The organism is Burkholderia sp. BCC0506 (genome assembly GCF_902833145.1).
Taxonomy (GTDB): domain Bacteria; phylum Pseudomonadota; class Gammaproteobacteria; order Burkholderiales; family Burkholderiaceae; genus Burkholderia.
In genome coordinates, this window is the sequence record NZ_CADFEN010000001.1 from 857,672 (window position 1) to 880,843 (window position 23,172).

Sequence of the window (23,172 nt, forward strand, 5' to 3'; positions counted from 1 at the left end):
TCGAATGCGCATCCGAGCCCTGCTTCGAGGAGCATCATCATGTGGATCGTCCGGCTGGCATTACGCAGGCCCTACACGTTCGTCGTACTCGCGCTGCTGATCTTCATCGCGGGACCGCTCGCGCTGCTGCGCACGCCGACCGACATCTTCCCGAGCATCGACATTCCGGTCGTCAGCATCGTCTGGTCGTACAACGGCTTCTCCGCGGAGGACATGGCCAAGCGGATCACGTCGAACTACGAACGCGCGCTCACGTCCGACGTCGACGACATCGAGCACATCGAGTCGCAGTCGCTGAACGGCGTGTCGGTCGTGAAGATCTTCTTTCACCCGGGCGCCGACATCAATCGCGCGATCGCGGAAGCCGCGAGCAACGCCGCGTCGATCCTGCGCATCCTGCCGCCCGGCACGCTGCCGCCGAACATCATCACGTACAACGCGTCGACGGTACCGATCCTGCAGCTCGGGCTGTCGAGCGACACGCTCGCCGAGCAGCAGCTGTACGACCTCGGCAACAGCTTCATCCGCACGCAGCTCGCGACCGTCCAGGGCGCGGCGGTGCCGCTGCCGTTCGGCGGCAAGATCCGCCAGATCGTCGTCGATCTCGATACGCGTGCGCTGCAGGCGAAAGGGCTCGCGCCGATCGACGTCGTCAATGCGATCAACGCGCAGAACCTGATCCTGCCGGGCGGCACCGCGAAGATCGGCACGCACGAATACAACGTGCAGATGAACGGCAGCACGCAGACGGTCGCCGCGCTGAACGACCTGCCGGTGAAGACGATCGGCGGCAACGTGGTGTACGTGCGCGACGTCGCGCACGTTCGCGACGGCTACGCGCCGCAGACCAACATCGTGCGCGCGGACGGCAAGCGCGCGGCGCTGCTGACGGTCGAGAAGACCGGCAGCGCGTCGACGCTGACGATCATCGACCAGGTGAAGGCGATGCTGCCGAAGATCGCGGCGGGGCTGCCGAAGGCGCTGCACATCGCGCCGCTCGACGATCAGTCCGTGTTCGTGAAGGCGGCGGTCCAGGGCGTCGTGCGCGAAGCGCTGATCGCCGCATGCCTGACCGCGCTGATGATCCTGCTGTTTCTCGGCAGCTGGCGCGCGACGCTGATCATCGCGATCACGATCCCGCTCGCGGTGCTCACGTCGCTGCTCGCGCTGTCCGCGCTCGGCCAGACCATCAACATCATGACGCTCGGCGGGCTCGCGCTCGCGGTCGGCATTCTCGTCGACGACGCGACCGTCGCGATCGAGAACATCACGCATCACCTGGAACTGGGCGCGCCGCTCGAGGACGCGATCCTCACCGGCTCGGGAGAAATCGCGGTACCGACCTTCGTGTCGACGCTGTCGATCTGCATCGTGTTCGTGCCGATGTTCCTGCTCACGGGCGTTGCGCGCTACCTGTTCGTGCCGCTGGCCGAGGCCGTGATCTTCGCGATGATCGCGTCGTACTTCTTCTCGCGCACGCTGGTGCCGACGCTCGCGATGACGCTGATGCGCGCCAGCGGAAACGGCCGGCCGCCGCGCGGCGTATTCGCGCCCCTCGTGCATTTGGCGCGTTTCCAGGCCGCGTTCGAGCATCGCTTCGAGGCCGTGCGGCTGCGTTATCGCGCGCTGCTGTCGGCGGCGATCGCGCGGCGCCGCCGCTTCGCGGCCGCGTTCCTGCTCGCGTGCGTCGCATCGACCGGCCTCTACGCGTTCGCCGGTCAGGACTTCTTCCCGTCTGTCGACACCGGCGAGATCCGCCTGCACCTGCGCGCGCCGACCGGCACGCGGATCGAGGAAACCGCGCGGCTGACCGACGAAGTCGAGGCGAAGATCCGTAGCGTGATTCCGGCCAACCAGCTCGCGGCCGTACTCGACAACATCGGCGTGCCGGTGAGCGGGATCAACCTCACGTACGACTCGTCGGACCCGATCGGCACCGAGGACGCCGACGTGCTGATCACGCTGAAGCCGAATCACGCGTCGACGGCCGCCTACGTCGCGAAGCTGCGCAACGTGCTCGCGCAGTCGTTCCCCGGCGTGACGTTCGCGTTCCTGCCGGCCGACATCGTCAGCCAGATCCTCAACTTCGGGTTGCCCGCGCCGATCGACATCCAGATCGTCGGCAACAAGCTCGACCAGAACCGCGCGGTCGCGAATGCGCTGCTCGCGAAGCTGCGCGGCGTGCGCGGGCTCGTCGACGCGCGCATCCAGCAACCCGGCGACGAACCGGCGATCGACGTGAACGTCGACCGCACGAAGGCGATCCAGGCCGGCCTCGAGCAGCGCGACGTCGCGCAGAACCTGCTGATCGCGCTGTCCGGCAGCTCGCAGACGACGCCCAACTTCTGGCTCGATCCGCGCAACGGCGTGAGCTACCCGGTGCTCGTGCAGACGCCGCAATACACGGTGAATTCGCTGCAGTCGCTCGCGAACGTGCCGCTGCCCGCCGGCACCGCGCGCTCGCCGCAGACGCCGGCCGGCGGCCCGGCCGCGGGCGTGCCCGCGCAGAACCTGCTCGGCTCGCTCGGCACGTTCTCGCGCTCGACGCAGCAGGCCGTGGTGTCGCACTACAACGTGCAGCCGGTGCTCGACATCTTCGCGTCGGTGCAGGGCCGCGACCTCGGCGGCGTCACGGCCGACGTGACGAAGCTCGTCGACGCCGCGCGCGCGCAACTGCCGCCCGGGTCGTCGATCGTGCTGCGCGGCCAGGTGCAGGCCATGCACGAGTCGTTCGCCGGGCTGCTCGGCGGCCTCGTGCTCGCGATCTCGCTGGTCTACCTGCTGATGGTCGTGAACTTCCAGTCGTGGCTCGATCCGCTCGTGATCGTCGGCGGGCTGCCGGCATCGCTCGCCGGCATCGCCTGGATGCTGTTCGTCACGCGCACCACGCTGTCGGTGCCCGCGCTGACCGGCACGATTCTCTGCATCGGTATCGCGACCGCGAACAGCATTCTCGTCGTGAACGCGGCGCGCGAGCTGCTCGCGGGCGGCGCGTCGCCGTGGCAGGCGGCGCTCGACGCAGGCTTCAGCCGCTTCCGGCCCGTCGTGATGACCGCGCTCGCGATGCTGATCGGCATGCTGCCGATGGCGCTCGGCCTCGGCGACGGCGGCGAACAGAACGCCCCGCTCGGCCGCGCGGTGATCGGCGGCCTCGCGTTCGGCACGTGCTCGACGCTGCTGTTCGTGCCGGTGCTGTTCGGCTTCGTCCATGCGTGGCTCGCGCGGCGCCGCGACGCCGCGGCCGCCCGGCGCGCGCAGCACGCGCCCGACACGCCGGCACTGCAGTGAGCGCGGCGCCCGCCCCTTCTCATCCTTCGATTCGCCCGACCCCGGACCCATCATGAACGACTCGATCGAACCCGTCGCCCCGCCACCCGCCGCCGAAACGGCCACCGCGGCCGCAGTCGTGCCGCCCGCCGCGCGCGGCGCCACCCCCGACACACCGCCGCCTCGCCGCGGCCGCACGCTCGCCGTGCCGCTCGCGGCCGTCGCGCTCGCCGCCGCGCTGCTCGCGCTCGGCATCGTGCCGCGTATCGAAGCACGCGCCGCCCAGCGTGCGCAGGTGGCCGCGCAGCAGGCGCTGCCGGTGTCGGTCATCGTGCCCGGCGCCGCGCCGGCCGACCAGACGCTGACGCTCCCCGGCTCGGTGGCGCCGTATGCGGACGCGTCGATCTATGCGCGCACGAGCGGCTACATCGCGCACTGGAGCGCCGATCTCGGCACGCACGTGAAGGCCGGCCAGACGCTCGCGCAGATCTCGGCGCCCGATCTCGACGCGCAGTTGCGCCAGGCGCGCGCCGACGAAGCGAGCGCCCAGGCGAACTACGACTATGCGAAATCCACCGCGCAGCGCTGGCAGGACATGCTGAAGACGCAATCGGTGTCGCAGCAGGACACCGACACGAAGGTCGCGGACATGAACGCGAAGCGCGCGATGCTCGCGTCCGCGCAGGCAAACGTCGCGCATCTTGCCGAGCTCGTGTCGTACGAATCCGTCACCGCGCCGTTCGACGGCGTGATCACCGCGCGCAACGTCGACGTCGGCACGCTGGTCACCGCGGGCGGCACGCCGGGCAGCCCGGGCTTGTCCGGCGAACTGTTCCATCTCGAACAGACGGACACGCTGCGCGTGTTCGTCGACGTGCCGCAGGACAGCGCGACCGGCGTGTCGGCCGGCACGCAGGTCTATCTGACGACGCCGCAGTATCCGGGGCGGCGCTTTGCCGCGCGTGTCGCGCGCAGCGCGGGCGCGATCGATCCCGTCACGCGCACGCTGCGCGTCGAGATCGACGTCGACAACCGCGATGGCGTGCTGATGCCCGGTGCGTATGCGCAGGCGCATCTCGTCTTGCCGAGCGCGGCGCCGGCGCTCGACCTGCCGGTCAGCGCGCTGCTGTTCCGCCCGAACGGCGTGACCGTCGCCACCATCGACGCGAACGGGCGCACCGCGCTGAAGACCGTGCAGATCGGGCGCGATTTCGGCACGCGGGTGGAGATCGTCGCGGGGCTCGCGGCGACCGATCGCGTGATCGACAACCCGGGCGACGCGATCGCGGCCGGCGAAGTGGTGAAGATCGTGTCGAGCGCGCACGCTGCGGCACCGGTTGCGGCTTCGTCTGCTTCGTCCGCGCAGGCCGCACAACCGGCGTCCGCGACCGTTGCACGCGACGTGCCGCCGCCGCGCGCGGCCGGCACGGCGCCGGCCGCGTCGACGCCCGCTCCGGCGCCCGCCCACGGCTGACCCATCGACGACGACACACGAGATCCCTGCCATGCGCCTTTCCCATCCGCTTCCGTTCGCCCGCCGCGCCGTCGCGCTCGGCGCCGCCACGGCATTGGCCGCATTGACCGCCTGCTCGACGCTGCCGCCCTATTCGCCGCCCACCGTCGCGGTGCCGGCGCACTACGCGGGTGCGCCGTCGGCACCTGCCGAACAAGCCGGCTGGCGCGCCGCGATGCCGGCCGACGCCGCCGCGCGCGGCGCCTGGTGGACCGTCTTCGGCGACGCCGACCTGAACGCACTCGAAGCGCGCGTCGACGTGTCGAACCAGACGGTCAAGAAAGCCGTCGCCGATCTGCAGCAGGCCCGCGCGATGGTCGACTACCAGCACGCCGGCTTCCTGCCGACGATCACGGCAGGCGCCGCGCAAAGCCGCGCGCGCGTGTCGCAGAACCGGCTCGGCTCGTCGCTCGCGGGCAAGACGACGCCCGACTACCAGGCCGGCGTGGCCGCGAGCTGGGAGCCCGACGTGTTCGGCCGCGTGCGCGACGCGGTGGCGGGCGCACAGGCGAACGCGGCCGCGAGCGCGGCCGACCTGCAGGCCGTGAAGCTGTCGGTCACGGCCGAACTCGCGACCGACTATTTCGCGCTGCGCTCGCTCGACACGCAGAAGCAGTTGCTCGACGACACGGTGCGTGCGTACGCGGACGCGCTGACGCTGCTGAAGCAGCAACTCGCGGCCGGCGCGATCGACGCGTCGGCGGTCGCGCAAGCCGAGACGCAACTCGAATCGACGCGCACGCAGGACACCGACATCGACGCGTCGCGGGCGCAGTTGCAGCACGCGATCGCGACGCTCGTCGGCGAGAGCGCGTCGACGTTCGCGCTGGCGCCGCGCGTGCAGCCCTTCCACGTGCCGGCCATTCCGGCCGGCGTGCCGTCGCAACTGCTGGAGCGGCGGCCCGACATCGCGGCGGCCGAGCGCCGGGTCGCGGCCGCGAACGCGCAGATCGGCGAGGCGCGCGCCGCGTTCTTCCCGGATCTCGTGCTGTCGGCGAGCGCCGGCCTCGAGAGTTCGTTCTTCGCGCCGTGGCTCACCGCGCCGAGCCTGTTCTGGTCGCTCGGCCCGCAACTCGCCGGCACGCTGTTCGACGGCGGCCGCCGCAGCGCGTCGCTGCGCGGCGCGCACGCGCAATACGACGGCGCGGTCGCCGATTACCGGCAGACCGTGCTCGTCGCGTTCCAGCAGGTCGAGGACCAGTTGTCCGCGCTCGACGCGCTCGCGTCCGAAGCCGTCAGCCAGCAGCGCGCGACCGACGCGGCCGACCTGTCGCTGCGGCTGACGACGAATCGCTTCAACGCGGGCGCCGTCAGCTATCTGGACGTGGTGACCGCGCAGACGATCGCATTGACGAACCGGCGCACGGCCGATCAGATCGACGCGCGCCGGATGGAAGCCGAAGTCGGGTTGCTGAAGGCGCTGGGCGGCGGCTGGCAGGCGAGCGCGGGCGCAGCCGCGGACGCGGACGCGGAATCAAAAGCCGGCGCGAAGGAACCCGCGGCGGCCAGTTGAACGTGAGAGGCGCGCAGCCGTAGCATCATTCCAACTCTTCGCTCGGCGAACAAAAGGCTGCACGTCGGTAATACGGCTCGTTGACGTCATTCCACGACATGTCACCGTCAGTCACGCGAACCATGTCTTCCCCATCACTTGCGCCCGGGTCGATTGCCTTGCGGTAGACCGTAACGACAAGGAGGGCACCGCGAAGGTTGTCGATGCGACGACCAGCTTTACCGTACAAGGCAGTCAATGGACGCTAACACGCGCCTTGATCCAGGCCCCTGACGAGGCGGAGATGTTTGCCTTTACGCCCATTGTTCAGTCCACGTTTCCCGGTTTATCGGCTCGTGCCGTGATTACTTGATCAACTGCATCCCTGCAACCTTCGAGGCGGTCACGTCGAAAGTAGCCGTGTACTCGCACCCGGCTACATGCGCTGAACGCTCGATCAAGCAGTCCGCGAAATCCGCCTTCGCGGACGCCGCAAAAACTCGAAGCGCCTTCCGCACCGTGTCCGCGCCTTCAACGACCAGTTCTTTGGTGCCGATCATCGAGTCGATGATGTCCTTCATCTGCTCTCGCTCGACACCGTAGCAGCGCCCGAGTACCCACACGATCTCGACCAGTGCGACCTGCGAAACGTACCCCGGCCGTTCGGCCGACAGGGACTCCATCAGCGCTGTCGCCTTCTTCGACTGAACGACGTCGTCCTGGGCAAAGTAGCGAACCAGCACGTTCGTATCCAGTCCGATCATCGTGCGGATGCCCCCTGCTCTGCGATGGCTCGATTCATGTCCTCGACCGACACCGGTTTCGCGGGCTTCTTCACGATGCCCTTGAGCGACGTGAGCGAGCGCGTGGCCGGGTAGATCTCATAGCGGCCGGTTGTCTCGTTGAAGCTGAATTCAATCCGGTCTCCCGAGGCCAGACCAAGCTGATTGCGCACGTCCACGGGAATCGTGACCTGGCCCTTCGAAGTGATAGTTGCTGCCGTCATGGTGATACCTCCAATATTCCTTACTTTAAGGTAAGGAGAATCGAAAAGCAAGGGCAAACCGCAGATGTACCGAACGGCAAAAACCGCCGAGATCGGCCGACCTCAGCAGAGCGCGAGTGCAGGTTCAGGCGCGGAATCGAACACCATCACGCAGGAACCCGCCGTCACGCAGCCCGCGGCCGGTTGAACGTGAGTACGAACCGCGTGCCGCGCGCATCGCTTTCGACCTGCGCGGTGCCGCCGTGCAGCTCCATCACCGAGCGCACGATCGCGAGGCCGAGCCCGGCCGTGCCGCCCGGCGCGCCGCCGCTGCGCGCGGGATCGCCGCGCACGAAGCGATCGAAGATACGCGGCAGCAGCGCGGGATCGATCGGCTCGCCCGGATTCTCGACGACGACGCGCACCGCATCGGCCGTTTCGTCGACGGCGAGCGTGATGACACCGCCGGCCGGTGTGTAACGCAGCGCGTTCGCGAGCAGATTGCCCACGGCGCGGCGGAACAGCTCGACGTCGGCGGTCAGTTGCCCCTGGCCTTCGACGCGCAGCGTCGAGCCCGCTTCGTCGGCGAGCCCCTCGAAATACTCGGAGATGCGCTCGAGTTCCTCGCGCACGTCGAACGCGCGCTGCCGCGTGACGAAGCTCGGATGCTCGGCGCGCGCGAGAAACAGCACGTTCTCGATCATCCGCGCGAGACGGTCGTATTCCTCGAGGTTCGATTCGAGCAGCGTCTGATACTCGTCGGCCGAACGCGGCCGCGCGAGCGCGACTTCGGTGGCGCCGCGCATGTTGTTCAGCGGCGTGCGCAGGTCGTGCGCGAGATCGGCGCTGAATTGCGACAGATGCGCGAACGCCTGCTGCAGGCGGCCGAGCATCGCGTTCTGCGCATCGACGAGCGCGCGCAGCTCCGACGGCGCGCGCGACGCGTCGAGCCGTGTATCGAGCTTGTCGACCGTGATCCGGCCGGTGTCGTCGACGATCTCGCGCAGCGGCGCGAGCGCCTTGCGGATCAGCCAGTAGCCGAGCAGCAGCGCGAACAGCGCGCCGAGTCCGCCCGCGATCTCGAGCCGGTCGCGGTAGCCGTCGAGCAGATCGGCCCGGTCGTGCATGTTGCGCGCGATCGCGATGCGGATCGGCGTGCGGTCGCCGAGCGCGGCCTCGATCACGACGCCGCGCATCGGCGTGCCGCCGTCGGCGGTCCACGTGACGAGCCGGTCGGCCGTGATCCGGTCGTTCGCAGGCACCGGCACCGCATGCGGCGCGAACAGCTGCGCGTCGGCCAGCGGAACCGATGCGGCCGCGGGCGCATCGTCGAGCGCGGCGAGCCGGACGTTGTGGCGCGCGAGGACCTCGCCCCCCGCATCGACGACGGCCATCGACAGCGCCTCGTTGCCCAGCACCTGGCTCGTCAGCCGCTCCGCATGCGCACGCACCGCGTCGAGCGACTCCAGCTCGCCCGCGAGCCGGCGCGTGTGGCGCGCGGCCAGCACGATGTCGAGATCGTCCTGCGTGTTCACCTGCCGCTCGAGGCCGGCATACACATATGCGCCGACGAGCGCGAACGCGGCCAGCGTGGTCGCGGCGAAGGCAAGCGCGAGCGTCGCGGCCAGCGAGCGCGGGCGCGTCATGCGTCGCCCTTCGGTTCGAGCACGTAGCCGACGCCGCGCACGGTATGGATCAGCTTGACCGGAAACGCGTCGTCGATCTTCGCGCGCAGCCGCCGGATCGCGACCTCGACGACGTTGGTGTCGCTGTCGAAATTCATGTCCCACACGTACGACGCGATCTGCGTGCGGCTCAGCACTTCCCCCTGGCGGCGCGCGAGCAGCTGCAGCAGCGAGAATTCGCGCGGCGTGAGATCGATCCGCGTGGCGCCGCGCTTCACGCGGCGGCGCACCACGTCGATGTCCAGATCGCCGACCGCCAGATGCTCGGTCTCCCGCGGCGGCCCGCGACGCGCGAGCGTGCGGATGCGGGCGAGCAGCTCGACGAACGCGAACGGTTTCACGAGGTAGTCGTCGGCGCCGAGTTCGAGGCCGTGCACGCGGTCCTGCACGTCGTCGCGCGCGGTCAGGAACAGCACCGGCGTCGTGTGCGTGTCGCGCAGCCGCTTGAGCACGCCCCAGCCGTCGAGCACGGGCAGCATCACGTCGAGCACGATCACGTCGTAACGCTCTTCCTGCGCGAGCATCAGCCCTTCGGCGCCGTCTTTCGCGAGATCGACGCTGAAGCCCGATTCCTCGAGCCCCTTCTTCAGGTACGCGCCCGTCTTGGGTTCGTCTTCGACTATCAGGATACGCATGGCCGGCTCCGTCGCATTCGTGGGGACATGCGGCGATGTTACCGGGAAACGGCGACGCGGCATCGCTGCGTGCAAGCGCGAACGGCATGGATGACAAAACTGTAATCGACCGGTCAGCCTGGCGTGCGGTTGCACGAAAACAGGGACACATTGAAGTCGCGGACTGGTTCAGACGCGCGCGCCAACGCCGGCCGTCCGTGCGGTTCATCGCTGTTCGCGCGCGCCTGACGGAACGGCGCGGCCGGCCCGGTCAGGCTAACGCCGCCGGCTCGCGCATGGCGGCTCGCTCACCCCGACGCGGTCGACCCAGCCGCGGTAGAACGCGCGGTACTTCAGCACGAGCTTGTCGTACCGGCTGTACGCGCCGCCGCCGTCCGGCTTCATCCCGTTCCAGATCTTGACGTCGTACCCGGCCGCCTGTCGGGTCTGGAGCCCGAACAGCACGTAGTCGATCGCGCGCCGCAGCACGCCGCGCGCCTTCCTGATCGAGATCAGCATGTGCATGACGTTCTTGCCGTCGCTCACCGGCGTCACGCACTGGAGCAGCTTGTATTTGACGTCTGCGTCCAGCGCGACGGTCATCACGCATCCGCCCGGGTAGCCGTCGAAATGCAGGTTCATCCGCGACATGTTCATGCCAAGCGCGCGCGACAGCATGCCGAACGGCCCGAAGTACCGGTTCACGGTGAAGTCGATCCCGGCGCCGAACCACGCGCCCGCCCGCGCCAGCGGCTCGACCTCCGGCCACGGGCGCCAGTCGTCGAAGAGCTTGAGCTCGAACGCCGAGATCGGCAGCGCGTGGACGGGCGTCGCATGCTGCGCGTCGTAGAAGTTCTCGACGATCCGCAGGACCGCCGTCGTCGTCTCGAACGCGAAGTGCAGGTGCATGAAATCGCCGTTGTCGACGTCGGCCGCGGCGATGTCGGGCAGCGGGTGCAGCGGCTGCGGCGAGCCGTACCAGACCCACACGTAGCCGTACCGCTCGACGGTGACCCACGTCGGCTGGCGCGCGCCGCGCGGCACCGGCGCCAGCTGGCGCACCGCCGGGCTGTGGCCGGGAATGTGCACGCACTGGCCGTGCTCGTCGTAGCGCCAGTGGTGAAACGGGCACTGGATGCTCCCGTCCCTGACCTGCCCGTCGGCCAGGTTCGCCCCAAGGTGCGCGCAGTGGCGGTCCATCACCACGGCCCGGCCCGTCGCGTCGCGCCAGGCGACGCAAGGCCGGCCGAACAGCGTCAACGCCGTCGGCTTGTCCTTGAGGTGGTCCGAGCGCATCGCGACGTACCAGCTCGCGGCCACGCGGGTGGTCGCGTCGTACGCCGCCGCGGGATGCTCGCCGGCATCCGCCTGATTCAATTGAACGTCGTCCATCATTTTCATTCCGGGGTCGGCCGACTACTTCAGCGCGAGGCCGATGCGGGTCGTGACGTACGCCCTGAGCAGCGCGAACATCGGGTTGTAGTCGAAGTACCGTTTCACCTCCGCCGGCGCGCTGGTTTGCGTCCAGTGCAGCAGCTTCATCGCGGGCAGCAGGCTGTACTTCGAGTTGTTGAGCTGCGGCCTGGCTCCGGTGATGCAGTAACCGAAGTCGAACATCGGCTTGGCGAACGCCCGTTCGTTGATGAGGACGTGAATCCGTGCCGCCGCCTCATTGCGCGGCGCCGTGCTTCGGAAACCTCATCGCTACGACCAGCCCGCCGTCGGCCGCGTTGGAAATTTTCAGCGTGCCGCCGTGATGGCGAACGAGGCGTTGGACGATGGCCAGGCCCAAGCCGCTGTGCGAGGTGCCGCCGCGCGCGGGATCGAGCCGGACAAACGGACGCAGCACGCGGTCGAGATCGGCCTCGGATATGCCAGGCCCGTGGTCTCGCACCACCAGTTCGTAGTGCTCGCCATGCGCTCGCGTGGCGATCTCCACGGGCGGCTCGCCGTAGGTGAGCGCATTTTCGACGAGGTTCGAAAGCGTGCGGTCGATATCGACCGTGGGCAGCATGAAGTCGGGCCCCGCGTGAAGTTCGAGCGTGACGAGCGCATCCCGATGCGCTTCGCCGCTCGGACTCGGCGCGCCCGCGTAATCGCGACGGCAATACGTGTCCACGCCGATCCGCGGCGCCCCTTCGGGGATCTCGCGCGCAAAGTCGAGAAACTGCGTGATGACACGCGACATCGACTCGGTATCGCGCAGAAAACCCTCGCGATCGCCACGGTCGGTCAGCAGGTCTGCCCGTACCTGCATGCGTGTGATCGGTGTGCGCAAGTCGTGCGCGATACTCGCCAGCATCACGGCGCGCTCGCGCTCGGCCGCGGCCAGCTCGCCCGTCATGTCGTTGAAGTCGCCGATCAGTTCGCGCAATTCGCGCGGCCCGCGCTTGCGCACGATGCTCAGAGGGTGACCGATGCGATGTTCGCGCGCGGCTGCGGCAAGATCGCGAATGGGGCGATTCAGTTGCCAGGCCAGCACGACGGCAACCCCGACAGCGAACGCCAGCGTCAACGCCAGCACCCCGGTGAAACGGCTCGGCGGCACCTCGGCTCGAGGCAACACGATGCCACGCGTGCTGCCTGCGCGGGACACGTGCAGCGTGCCGTCTTCGTCCATTGCCACGTGGGTGCCCGGCGGCAGCACGTGGCGCAATTGCCGTTCGATGGGCCCGTTCGTGTCGTCGCGAAAGCGCTGCGCGTCGGCGGCCGGCAGTTGGTTCAGGTCCACGAACGAAGCACCCAGGATGTCCGCAGCGGACCGCTCGCCGTCGCTGCCCTGCCCGCCCATGCTGGCGGCAGCCTCCACGACGCGGGAAATATGGAAGGCGGCGAGGCTCGCGCGCGTTCGCTCGATCAACAGCAGCGACGTGAGATGAACCAGCACGAGCAGGCCCACCGTGGTGATGACGAGCCGGCCGAACATCGTATCAAGTGGATTCTTCATCGGCCGGGTTGTCGGGAATGAACATGTAGCCGATCCCGCGCACGGTTTGCAGCCGTCGGGGATTGGACGGATCGTCCTCGATCAGGCGGCGCAGGCGCCATACCGGAACGTCGATGCCGCGCTCGGTCACTTCGGCATCCGGACCGTGGAGCAGCTCGATGAGCCGCGTACGCGAAAGCGTTTCCATGGGGTGCGAGGCCAGCACTTCGAGCAGCGCGTACTCGCCGCCGGTGAGCTTCACGGGTGCGCCTTCGCGCAGCAGCGTGCGCGTCGAGAAATCGAGTTCGAAACGGCCGAACCGGCACGGGGCGGGCTTCTCCCGCACCGCCGCGGTTCGCGGTGGCCCTTGGCGACGCAGCACTGCATGGATGCGCGCGAGCAGTTCCTGTGGCATGAACGGCTTGCTCAGGTAGTCGTCCGCCCCGAGTTCGAGCCCGAGCACGCGGTCTACGCCTTCGGCACGCGCGGTCAACATGATGACGGGAATCGTGTCGCCGCTCGCGCGCAGCTGCTTGAGCGCGGTGAGGCCATCCACGCCCGGCATCATGAGGTCCAGCACGATGATGGCCGGCCGCTCGCGCTCCAACCGCCGCGCGAGATTCGTTGCGTCGTGCAGAACGGAGAACTCGATGCCGCGCTGCTGGAAGAACCTGCGCAGCAGGTCGCGCAGTTCCGCATCGTCGTCGACGAGCAGCACTTGCGGCGCGGGGTCGGGGATGGAAGGTGGATGCATTTCGGGTATTCGGGGCGGCGTGAGGACGGAATGATGGTAGCCCGGATACGATCTGACTGGCTTTCGGAATATTACTGTGATTTGCGATCCCTAACGGAACCGCCACAAGGGACGGGCCGCGAGGGTATTACGTACCCCGAAATCCCGATTCTCTTTCCCCTCTCCGGGCGCGTCACTGGACAGTAAGTTTCCGTAAGCACAAAAAAATGCGCCGTCGGTAGCGTTACGCCTTGTCCAGCACCGGTACCGCCGAGGTTCCACCGAAGCGTCCGGTGCCGTCCCGTTCTCGCATCGCGCGACATCGCGATGTCCAAACAGGTCAAAGTTGAAGACGCCAATGCTCCCGAACCACGCGCACCACCCCATGACGTGCAGGCCGCGCCAGTTGTTTGCCGCACTCTCGATACTTGCGATAGTCGGAACCGCCGGCTGCAACCGGCAAACCGGCGCACCGCCCGGCGGCTTCGCCGCGCAGACCGCACAGGTGGGCGTGCTCTCGCTCGCGCCGCAGCACATCGTCGAGACCACCGAACTCTCCGGCCGCCTTTCCTCGCGGAAAGTCTCCGACGTGCGGCCGCAGGTGAGCGGCATCATCCTCAAGCGCTTGTTCGTGGAAGGCAGCGACGTGAAGGCGGGCCAGGTGCTCTACCAGATCGATCCGGCCACCTACCGGGCCGCTTACGACCAGGCGCGCGGCACGCTGGAAAACGCCCGTGCCACGCTGGCCTCGGCGAAGACGAAAGCGGATCGCTTCACTGAACTCGTGAAGATCAACGCCGTGAGCAAGCAGGACTACGACGATGCCGTCGCTGCGGTTCGCGAAGACGCGGCAAGCGTCACGGCCGACGAAGCAGCGCTCGAATCCGCGCGCGTGAACCTCGAATACACGCACGTGCGTGCGCCCATCTCCGGACGCATCGGCGCATCGACCGTGACAGAAGGCGCGCTCGTCACCTCGAACCAGACCACCGCGCTCGCGACCATCCAGGCGTTCGACCAGATGTACCTCGACGTCACGCGCCCCAGCACGGAATGGCTGAGGCTTCGCAAGGCCTTCGCTTCCGGGCGCCTGAAGAAGACGGGCAGCGACAGCGCCGCCGTCACGCTCCTGATGGAAGACGGTACCGAATACGCCCATCCCGGCGCGCTGCAGTTCTCCGGCGTCACGGTGGACGCCACTACGGGTTCGGTCACGCTGCGCAGCACGTTCCCGAACCCCGAACGCGAATTGCTGCCCGGCATGTTCGTGCGCGCCCGCCTGGAAGAAGGCGAGAACGACAACGCGATACTCGTGCCGCAGATGGCCGTGACGCGCGGGTCGGACGGCAAGGCGAGCGTGTACGTCGTGGATGCGGCCGGCAACGCGCAACAGGTGCAAGTCACGGCCGACCACGCATTCCGCGACCAATGGATCGTGACCTCAGGCCTGCACACCGGCGACCGCGTGATCGTGAGCGGCCTGCAGGGCGTGCATGCGGGCGCGCCGGTCAAGGTGGTGGCCGATATGCCGCAGACGCAGGCGAGCGCGGCAGCCACGGCCTCGGCCGTGTCGGCACAACGCTAGGCGGAGAACGGCATGGCAGCGTTCTTCATCAAGCGTCCCATTCTCGCGTGGGTCATGGCCATCGTCATCATGCTGGTGGGTGCGGCGGCGGTCACGAGTCTTCCCGTCGCGCAGTACCCCACCATCGCGCCGCCTTCGGTGCAGGTGACGGCCACTTACCCCGGCGCCTCCGCGGACACCGTCGCCGCAACCGTGACCCAGGTGATCGAGCAGAAGCTGAGCGGCATCGACAACGTGCTGTACATGTCGTCCACGAGCAGTTCCGCCGGGCAGGCCACCATCACGCTGACGTTCAACCCCGGAACGAATCCCGACATCGCGCAGGTACAGGTGCAGAACAAGGTGACGCAGGCCACGCCTACCCTGCCCCAAACGGTGCAGGAGCAAGGTGTGCAGGTAGCGAAGGCGTCGACGAACTTCCTCATGATCGTCACGCTCTCGTCGCCGGGCGGCACCTGGAATTCGGTGGATCTCGGCAACATCATCGCGACCCGGATCCAGGATCCGCTCGCCCAGTTGAACGGCGTGGGCGACGTGACGCTGTTCGGCGCGCAGCACGCCATGCGCATCTGGCTCGACCCGGTGAAGCTGCACGGCTTCGGACTCGTGCCCTCCGACGTGACCACGGCCATCACGAACCAGAACGTCGAGCTTTCCGTGGGGCAGGTCGGTGGCTCGCCGGCAACGGACTCGCAGGCGATCAACGCGACCATCCGCTCGTCGAGTCTGCTGACGAGCGCCGACCAGTTCGCCGACATCCTGCTGCGCGTGAACAGCGACGGCTCGCGCGTGCTGCTGAAGGACGTGGCGCGCGTGGAGGTGGGCGGCGACAACTACGACACCGCGTCGCGCCTGAACGGCAAGCCGGCATCCGCGCTCGCCATCAAGCTCGCCACCGGCGCCAACGCGCTGGACGCAGCCAACGCCGTGCGCGCGAAGCTCGCCGAGATCCAGCTGCAATTGCCGAAGGACGTCGCGATCAGTTACCCGTACGACACCACGCCGTTCGTTCGCATCTCGATCGAAGAGGTCGTGAAGACGCTGGTCGAAGCGGTCGTACTGGTCTTCCTCGTGATGTACCTGTTCCTGCAGAACGTGCGCGCCACGCTGATTCCGACCATCGTGGTGCCCGTTGCGCTACTCGGCACGTTCGGCGTGATGTCGATGATCGGTTTTTCGATCAACGTACTCTCGATGTTCGCGATGGTGCTCGCCATCGGCCTGCTCGTGGACGACGCCATCGTGGTGGTGGAAAACGTCGAGCGCATCATGAGCGAGGAGAAGCTCGGCCCGAAGGAAGCCACGCACAAGGCGATGGGGCAGATTACCGGCGCCCTGGTCGGCGTGACCACCGTGCTCACCGCCGTCTTCATTCCGATGGCGTTCTTCGCGGGCTCCACGGGCGCGATCTACCGGCAGTTCTCCATCACCATCGTCTCGGCGATGCTGCTGTCGGTCATGCTCGCGCTCACGCTCACGCCGGCGCTGTGCGCCACGCTGCTCAGGCGCGCCGACGTGGAGCACCACGAAAAGCGCGGCTTCTTCGGCTGGTTCAACCGGTGGTTCGCCAAGAGCAATGCGGGTTACAGTTCCTCGCTCGCACGCGTGGTCGCGCGACCTGCGCGTTACATGCTTCTCTACGGCGCGATCGCCGGCGTCGTGGCGTTGCTCTACGTCACGTTGCCCTCCTCGTTCCTGCCTGACGAAGACCAGGGCTACTTCATCGTGTCGATCAGCGCGCCCGCGGGCACGCCGGCCTCGCGTACGCTGAAGACGGTGGAGGCCGTGGAGCAGTACGTGCTGAAAGACGAGCCGGGCGTCAAGCAGGTCATCGCCATCAACGGCTTCAGCTTCAACGGCCAGGGGCAAAACAACGCCATCGCGTTCGTGACGCTCAAGGACTGGAGCCTGCGCGGTTCGCGCGACAGCGCGCCGGCCATCATCGCGCGCGCCAACCGGCATTTCGCCGGCAATCGCGACGCGCGCATCTTCGTGCTGAGTCCGCCGGCCATTCAGGAACTGGGTACGCAAAGCGGTCTCGACTTCGAGATAGAAGATCGCGGCGGCGCGGGCCACGACAAGCTGCTTGCGGTACGCAACCAGTTTCTCGGCATGGCGTCGAAGGACCCGACGCTCGCGATGGTGCGCCCGTCCGGGCTGGAAGACACGCCGCAGTTGCAGGTGGACATCGACCGCGAAAAAGCCAACGCGCTGGGGCTTTCCATCTCCGACGTCAACGCCACGCTGCAGACCGCGTTCGGTTCGTCCTACGTGAACAACTACATCGACACGGGGCGCGTGCAGAAAGTCTACGTGCAGTCGGACGCGCCGTATCGCATGATGCCTGCCGACCTTGGCGACTGGTATGTGAAGGCAAGCAGCAGTGCGTCGAGTTCGTCGTCTTCATCGTCGTCGAGCACCGCCACGAGCACGACAGGCTACGACTCCACGATGGTGCCCTTCTCGGCGTTCGCGAAGAGCCACTGGACGTTCGGCCCACCGCAGATCGAGCGCTACAACCGGCAGCTCGCCACGGGCATTTCGGCCGGCACGCGGCCCGGCGTGAGCACCGGCGAGGCGATGACGGCAGTCGAGCAGCTTGCGCGCAAACTGCCGCCCGGCTTCGCCGTGGAATGGACAGGCCAGTCGTATCAGGAGAAGCAGGCCGGCTCGCAAGCCATGATGCTCTATGCGATCTCGCTCGTCGTCGTGTTCCTGTGCCTTGCGGGTCTCTACGAAAGCTGGTCGATTCCGCTTGCGGTGCTGCTCGTCGTGCCGCTCGGCGTGCTGGGCGCGTTACTTGCCGCGCACGGGCGCGGGCTTTCGAACGACATCTACTTCAAGGTGGGGCTGCTGGCCACTATCGGCCTGTCCACGAAGAACGCCATTTTGATCGTCGAGTTCGCGAAGGATCTGCAGGCGCAGGGGCACAGCCTCGTGGACGCCGTACTCGAAGCCGCCCACATGCGGCTGCGCCCCATTCTCATGACTTCGCTCGCGTTCGTGTTCGGCGTGCTGCCGCTCGTCATCAGTACGGGTGCCGGCGCCGGCGCACGCCACGCCATCGGCACCGGCGTGACGGGCGGCATGATCGCGGCCACGGTACTCGCCATCTTCTTCGTACCGGTCTTCTTCGTCGTGGTGCGCAGACTGTTCAAGGAACACGGTCACACCACGGACTCCGCCGACATCAACGAGGGCAACGCATGAAACGCACACTGATCGCCCTTCTTTGCGCGGGCATGCTGGCAGGCTGCACGCTGGACCCGACGTACCAAAGGCCGGCCGCACCGGTCGACACCACCTGGCCCACCGTGCCCGCGCAGCGCACGGCTGCGGCGCCGCTGGGAGCAGACCTCGGCTGGCGCGACTTCTTCAAAGATCCGCGACTGCAAAAGCTGATCGAACTCGCGCTCGCGAACAACCGCGACATGCGCGTGGCCGCGCTCAACGTGGCGCAGTACGAAGCGCAGTACCGCATTGCGCGCGCCAACGTCGGACCGGCCATCAACGCATCCGGCTCGGTCACGCGCGAACGCGCGGCCGGTTCCACGAGCGCATACGGTTCGAGCAGCGCGAGCGTGGGCCTCACATCGTGGGAAATCGACTTCTTCGGCCACCTGCGCAGCCTCAAGCGTCAGGCGCTGGAGCAGTACCTCGCCACGGACGCCGCGCGCACCAGCACGCAGATCAGCCTGATCGCGACCGTCGCCACCGACTATTTGCAACTGCTCTCCGACGAGACTTCGTTGCAGATCGCGCAGGACACCGTGGATGCGGACCAGCACACCTACGACCTCACGGTGAGCATGATGAAGATGGGCAGCGCGTCGCTGCAGGACGTGCGCCAGGCCGAAAATTCGCTGGCGAGCGCGCGCTCGAGTCTCGCCTCGTACACGCGTGCGGTCGCGCAGGACCGCAACAACCTGGTGGCCGAAATCGGTGCGCCGCTACCCGACGATCTGCCGCAGGGCCCTTCGCTGATGGAAAGCGAGAACACGTTCGCGGACATCGGCGAAGGCGTGCCGTCGGATCTGCTCGCGCGGCGGCCCGACATCGTCGAAGCCGAGCACACGCTGAAGGCCGCCAACGCCAACATCGGTGCGGCCCGCGCCGCGTTCTTTCCGAAGATCGAGCTGACGGCTTCCGCGGGCACCGCGAGCGGCAGCCTCTCGAACCTGTTCAAGGCGGGCACGGGCGCGTGGACGTTTGCGCCGACCATCTCGGTGCCCCTCTTCGATTTCGGCTACAACCGCGCCACGCTGGACGTCGCGAAGGTCGAGAAGGACATCGACGTCGCCAACTATGAAAAGGCCATCCAGACGGCGTTCAAGGAAGTGTCGAATGCACTCGCAGGACGCACCACGTACGTCGCCCAGGTAGCCGCGGATCGCGACTACGTCCACTCCGCGCAGCAGTACTACGACCTCGCGCAAGCACGCTACCGCAGCGGCACCGACAGCTTCCTGACCCTGCTCGATGCGCAGCGCACGCTCTACGCCGCGCAACAGCAACTGGTCACGGACATGCTCGCCAAGCAGTCCAATCTCATCACGCTGTACAAGGTGCTGGGCGGCGGCTGGCGGGAAACGAGCGCGGTGGTGCAGCGGTAGCCTTTGTACGCCCGTGAACGACGTGCTTTCACACATCACGGGCGTCTTGCCATCCGTGCCTCGTTCCCCCGCAGGAACGGGCCGCTAAAAACAGCGATGCGCACGACGGATCGCGCGCGGTTCTCACGAACGCTCACTTCTTGGCACATCCTCGCCCCGTCCTCCCACGTGCAATCTTTTTGTATGCCGACAGCGGCATGAGGTCGTCTCGTCCGCCCGGCCGGCGATCGCAAAGTGACCCTCCTAACATCACAGGATTGCATTTTCACATTAAATGTGATTTTATTATCACCTGTCGCGAGCGGCCGCCGACCATGCGCGCGCCGCGGCGCATCCCATACCAAGGAAGACACGCAGATGGAGACAATCGCCGTGATCGGCAGCAACATGGTCGACCTCGTGACCTACGTCACGCGCATGCCCGCCCGGGGCGAAACGCTGGAGGCGCCGAACTTCGCGCTCGGCTGCGGCGGCAAGGGCGCGAACCAGGCCGTCGCGGCCGCGCGCCTCGGCGCGCGCGTCGTGATGGTCACGAAGGTCGGCGACGACGTGTTCGCCGACAACACGATCCGCAACTTCGAGCGCGAAGGCATCGACACCACGCACGTGCGCAAGGTTGCCGGCGTGCCGAGCGGCGTCGCGCCGATCTTCGTCGAGCCCGATTCGAGCAACAGCATCCTGATCGTCAAGGGCGCGAATCGCCACCTGCGGCCGGCCGACATCGACGCGGCCGCGCCGATGCTCGCCGAATGCGCGCTGATCGTGCTGCAGCTCGAGATCGAGCTCGACACCGTCTATCACGCGATCGCATTCGGCGCGCGGCACGGCATTCCGGTGTTGCTGAACCCGGCGCCTGCGGTCGCCGATCTCGATTTCGAACGCATCCGCTCCGTCGAATTCTTCGTGCCGAACGAAACCGAGCTCGCGGTCGTGTCGGGCATGCCGGTCGATTCGCGCGAGAGCGCGACCCGCGCCGCCGAAGCGCTGGTCGCGCGTGGCCTCAAGCACGTGCTGGTCACGCTCGGCAGCAACGGTTCGCTGCTGGTGTCGCGCGACGACGCGCGGCACGTGCCGGGCGTGCCGGTCGACGCACGCGACACGACGGGCGCCGGCGACGCGTACATCGGCTGCTTCGCGCGCTGTTATGCGGCGTCCCGCGACGCCGTCGATGCGATGCGCTACGCATCCGCGTACGCCGCGCATTCGGTCACGGGCCTCGGCACGCAGAAGTCGTACGCCGACGCCGCGACGTTCGAACGCTTCCTCCGCGACGCCGGCATCTGACCGGCGCCTTCATCGACGAGACATTGGGAAGGAGACACCCATGAGCCGAACCCGGATCGAACACACGCCCGACGGCTATTACCTGAACCGCACGCCGCTCTTCGCGTTCACGCTGCTGTGCTGCCTGTTCGCGCTGTGGGGCACCGCCGCGAACCTGAACGACGTGCTGATCGCGCAGTTCAAGAAATCGTTCTTCCTGTCCGATTTCGAATCGGCGTTCGTGCAGTCCGCGTTCTATCTCGGCTACTTCTTCCTCGCGATTCCGGCCGCGACCGTCGTGAAGAAGTTCAGCTACAAGACGACGATCCTCGTCGGCCTGCTGCTCTACACGACCGGCTGCCTGCTGTTCTTCCCGGCCGCGTCGATGGCGAAGTACGGAATGTTCCTCGTCGCGCTGTTCGTGATCGCCGCGGGCCTGTCGTTTCTCGAAACGGCGTCGAATTCGTATTCGACGCTGATGGGCCCGCGCGACACCAGCACGCGGCGGCTGAACATCTCGCAAACGTTCTATCCGTTCGGCGCGATGGCCGGCGTCTACATGGGCAGCTTCCTGATCTTCAAGGAGGGCGACGCGTCGCATGCGCAGCTCGCGGCGATGTCGGCCGCCGATGCGCACACGCACCAGCTCGCGATGATCCAGGCCACGCTCGAGCCGTACAAATGGCTGATCGTCGTGCTCGTCGCCGTGTTCATCGTGTTCGCGCTGACGCCCTACCCCGCGTGCAAGGGCAACGGCGCGAGTACCGTCACGCACCGCATCGACGCACGCGGCACGCTCGCACGTCTGTTCGGCAACCGCCGCTTCGTCGCGGGCGTGGTCGCGCAGTTCCTGTACGTCGGCGCGCAGGTCGGCGTGTGGAGCTTCACGATCCGGCTCGCGATGCAGATCGGCGGCCTTACCGAGCGCGGCGCGTCGCGCTACCTGCTCGCGACCTTCTTCGCGTTCTTCGTCGGCAAGCTGGTCGCGACGCTCGTGATGAAGCGCGTCGGCCCGGCCAAGGTGCTGATCGTCTACGGCATCCTGTGCATCGTGCTGCTCGCGTACACGATCAGCGTGCACAACATCACGGCCGTGTATGCCGCCGTGTGCGTGAGCGTCTTCCTCGGCCCGTGCTGGCCGACGATCTACGGACTGACGATCGACGGCCTCGGCAAGGACACCGAATACGGCGGCTCGATCCTCGTGATGAGCATCGTCGGCGGCGCGGTCGTGCCGCTGATCCAGGGGCTGATCTCCGATCACACCGGCGGCAACATGCAGCTCGCGTTCGTCGTGCCGCTCCTGTGCTTCGTCGTGATCGTCTACTACGGCTTCTACTGCCTGCGTCATCTGCCGGCGGCGACGCCCGACGCGGCGGCCGACGGCCATGCGTCCGCGCGCTACGCGGCGACGCGCAACACGTCGGGCGCCTGACCATGCGCGGCGAGATCGAACTGCGGCGCGACGACTTCCGCGAAACGCCGCGCACGCTGTACCGCACCGACGGCCTCACCGTCACCGCGTTCGCGTATCCGTCCGGCGTCGAGGCGCTGAAGCTCGAGAACCGCCGCGGCCATCTCGTCGTGCTGCCGTATCTCGGCCAGATGATCTGGGCCGCCGAATTCGACGGCCGCGACCTGACGATGAAGCACATGTTCCGGCAGCCGAAGCGCGCGGCGTCGATCATCGATACCTACGGCTGCTTCATGTTCCACAGCGGGCTGCTGCGCAACGGCTGCCCGGGGCCGGACGACACGCACGCGCTGCACGGCGAGATGCCGTGCGCGCCGATGGACCGCGCGAGCCTCGTCGTCGGCACCGATGCGCGCGGCGCGACGGTCGAAGTGACCGGCGAATACGAGTACGTGCAGGGCTTCGGCAGCCACTACGTCGCGCGTCCGTCCGTGCGGCTGGCGGAGCACGATGCGCGGATGACGATCGCGATGGACGTGACGAACCTCGGCGGCACACCGATGGACCTGATGTACATGGCGCACCTGAACTACGCGTACGTGCCGGGCGGCCGCTTCGTGCAGTCGCTGCCGCCCGGCGGCATCCGGCTGCGCGAGAGCGTGCCCGCGCACGTGAAGCCGACCGCCGCGTGGCGCGACTACACGGCCGCGCTCGCGCACGCACCGGCGCGGCTCGCGACGCTCGATGCGCCGGCGCTGTACGACCCCGAGATCGTGTTCTTCATGAACGATGTTGCAACGGACGCCGACGGCGTCGCGCATTTCCGGCTCGCGCATCCGGACGGCGGCGCGTTCCACACCGCGTACCGCCCCGCGCAATTCCCGCATGCGACGCGCTGGATCCTGCACAACGCGGACCAGCAGGTCGCCGCGTTCGCGCTGCCGTCGACCTGCGAGCCGGAGGGTTACGAAGCCGAGCGCCGCAAGGGCCACGTCGCGGCGCTGGCGCCCGGCGCATCGCGCCGCTTCGAGGTGGTCACCGGCTACCTCGGCGCGGCGGAAACCCGCGATGCCTGATGCGAT

Annotated in this window: 16 protein-coding genes and 1 pseudogene; 9 read left to right on the forward strand and 8 right to left on the reverse strand. The window is 67.7% G+C overall.

Translation table 11 applies throughout. The annotated features are described in order from the left end of the window. Positions 1-39: 39 nt before the first annotated feature. From HWX62_RS03745 to HWX62_RS03755, 3 genes are read left to right on the forward strand one after another with little or no spacing between them, the layout of a single operon-like run. Positions 40-3,288: an efflux RND transporter permease subunit gene (locus HWX62_RS03745; protein ID WP_175929793.1), complete on the forward strand. Its 3,249-nt coding sequence runs from the start codon at positions 40-42 to the stop codon at positions 3,286-3,288. A 52-nt stretch (positions 3,289-3,340) separates the two neighbouring features. Next, positions 3,341-4,741 (forward strand): efflux RND transporter periplasmic adaptor subunit, encoded by a 1,401-nt coding sequence (locus HWX62_RS03750; RefSeq protein ID WP_175929792.1) that lies wholly within the window; start codon positions 3,341-3,343, stop codon positions 4,739-4,741. A gap of 31 nt (positions 4,742-4,772) precedes the next feature. After that, entirely contained in the window at positions 4,773-6,293 is a 1,521-nt protein-coding gene (locus tag HWX62_RS03755) for an efflux transporter outer membrane subunit (RefSeq protein WP_175929791.1), read from the forward strand. A gap of 344 nt (positions 6,294-6,637) precedes the next feature. On the opposite strand, the gene HWX62_RS03760 is transcribed toward HWX62_RS03755, so the two are convergent. From HWX62_RS03760 to HWX62_RS03795, 8 genes and pseudogenes are all read right to left on the reverse strand, one after another. Continuing rightward, positions 6,638-7,036, reverse strand: coding sequence for a type II toxin-antitoxin system VapC family toxin (locus tag HWX62_RS03760; protein ID WP_175929790.1), 399 nt, complete (start codon positions 7,034-7,036; stop codon positions 6,638-6,640). Beyond that, positions 7,033-7,278 (reverse strand): AbrB/MazE/SpoVT family DNA-binding domain-containing protein, encoded by a 246-nt coding sequence (locus tag HWX62_RS03765; RefSeq protein ID WP_175929789.1) that lies wholly within the window; start codon positions 7,276-7,278, stop codon positions 7,033-7,035. The genes HWX62_RS03760 and HWX62_RS03765 overlap by 4 nt, the downstream gene beginning before the upstream one ends. Before the next feature lie 164 nt (positions 7,279-7,442). Next, positions 7,443-8,903: a heavy metal sensor histidine kinase gene (locus HWX62_RS03770; RefSeq protein WP_175929788.1), complete on the reverse strand. Its 1,461-nt coding sequence runs from the start codon at positions 8,901-8,903 to the stop codon at positions 7,443-7,445. Continuing rightward, positions 8,900-9,577: a heavy metal response regulator transcription factor gene (locus HWX62_RS03775; RefSeq protein WP_175929787.1), complete on the reverse strand. Its 678-nt coding sequence runs from the start codon at positions 9,575-9,577 to the stop codon at positions 8,900-8,902. The genes HWX62_RS03770 and HWX62_RS03775 overlap by 4 nt, the downstream gene beginning before the upstream one ends. A gap of 255 nt (positions 9,578-9,832) precedes the next feature. After that, entirely contained in the window at positions 9,833-10,948 is a 1,116-nt protein-coding gene (locus tag HWX62_RS03780; RefSeq protein ID WP_175930152.1) for a Rieske 2Fe-2S domain-containing protein, read from the reverse strand. Between the two features lie 24 nt (positions 10,949-10,972). Then, a pseudogene (locus tag HWX62_RS03785) lies at positions 10,973-11,227 on the reverse strand (FAD-dependent oxidoreductase); the annotation flags it as partial. Next, positions 11,226-12,503, reverse strand: coding sequence for an ATP-binding protein (locus HWX62_RS03790; protein ID WP_175929786.1), 1,278 nt, complete (start codon positions 12,501-12,503; stop codon positions 11,226-11,228). The gene HWX62_RS03790 and the pseudogene HWX62_RS03785, both read right to left, overlap by 2 nt. Further along, on the reverse strand, positions 12,487-13,236 hold the full coding sequence (locus HWX62_RS03795; protein WP_175929785.1) for a response regulator: 750 nt from the start codon (positions 13,234-13,236) through the stop codon (positions 12,487-12,489). Before HWX62_RS03795 ends, HWX62_RS03790 begins: the two co-directional genes overlap by 17 nt. Before the next feature lie 325 nt (positions 13,237-13,561). Between HWX62_RS03795 and HWX62_RS03800 the strand changes: the two genes are divergently transcribed. The 6 genes from HWX62_RS03800 (at position 13,562) to HWX62_RS03825 (ending at position 23,166) form a co-directional block, all read left to right on the forward strand. After that, positions 13,562-14,800 (forward strand): efflux RND transporter periplasmic adaptor subunit, encoded by a 1,239-nt coding sequence (locus HWX62_RS03800; protein WP_175929784.1) that lies wholly within the window; start codon positions 13,562-13,564, stop codon positions 14,798-14,800. Positions 14,801-14,812: 12 nt separating this feature from the next. Continuing rightward, positions 14,813-18,010: an efflux RND transporter permease subunit gene (locus tag HWX62_RS03805; RefSeq protein ID WP_175929783.1), complete on the forward strand. Its 3,198-nt coding sequence runs from the start codon at positions 14,813-14,815 to the stop codon at positions 18,008-18,010. Then, positions 18,007-19,413, forward strand: coding sequence for an efflux transporter outer membrane subunit (locus tag HWX62_RS03810; protein WP_175929782.1), 1,407 nt, complete (start codon positions 18,007-18,009; stop codon positions 19,411-19,413). Before HWX62_RS03805 ends, HWX62_RS03810 begins: the two co-directional genes overlap by 4 nt. Positions 19,414-19,770: 357 nt before the next feature. After that, on the forward strand, positions 19,771-20,697 hold the full coding sequence (gene rbsK / locus HWX62_RS03815; RefSeq protein ID WP_175929781.1) for a ribokinase: 927 nt from the start codon (positions 19,771-19,773) through the stop codon (positions 20,695-20,697). Between the two features lie 40 nt (positions 20,698-20,737). Beyond that, positions 20,738-22,111 (forward strand): L-fucose:H+ symporter permease, encoded by a 1,374-nt coding sequence (gene fucP / locus HWX62_RS03820; RefSeq protein WP_175929780.1) that lies wholly within the window; start codon positions 20,738-20,740, stop codon positions 22,109-22,111. 2 nt (positions 22,112-22,113) lie between these two features. After that, positions 22,114-23,166 (forward strand): aldose 1-epimerase family protein, encoded by a 1,053-nt coding sequence (locus HWX62_RS03825; RefSeq protein ID WP_175929779.1) that lies wholly within the window; start codon positions 22,114-22,116, stop codon positions 23,164-23,166. The last annotated feature ends 6 nt before the right edge of the window (positions 23,167-23,172 follow it).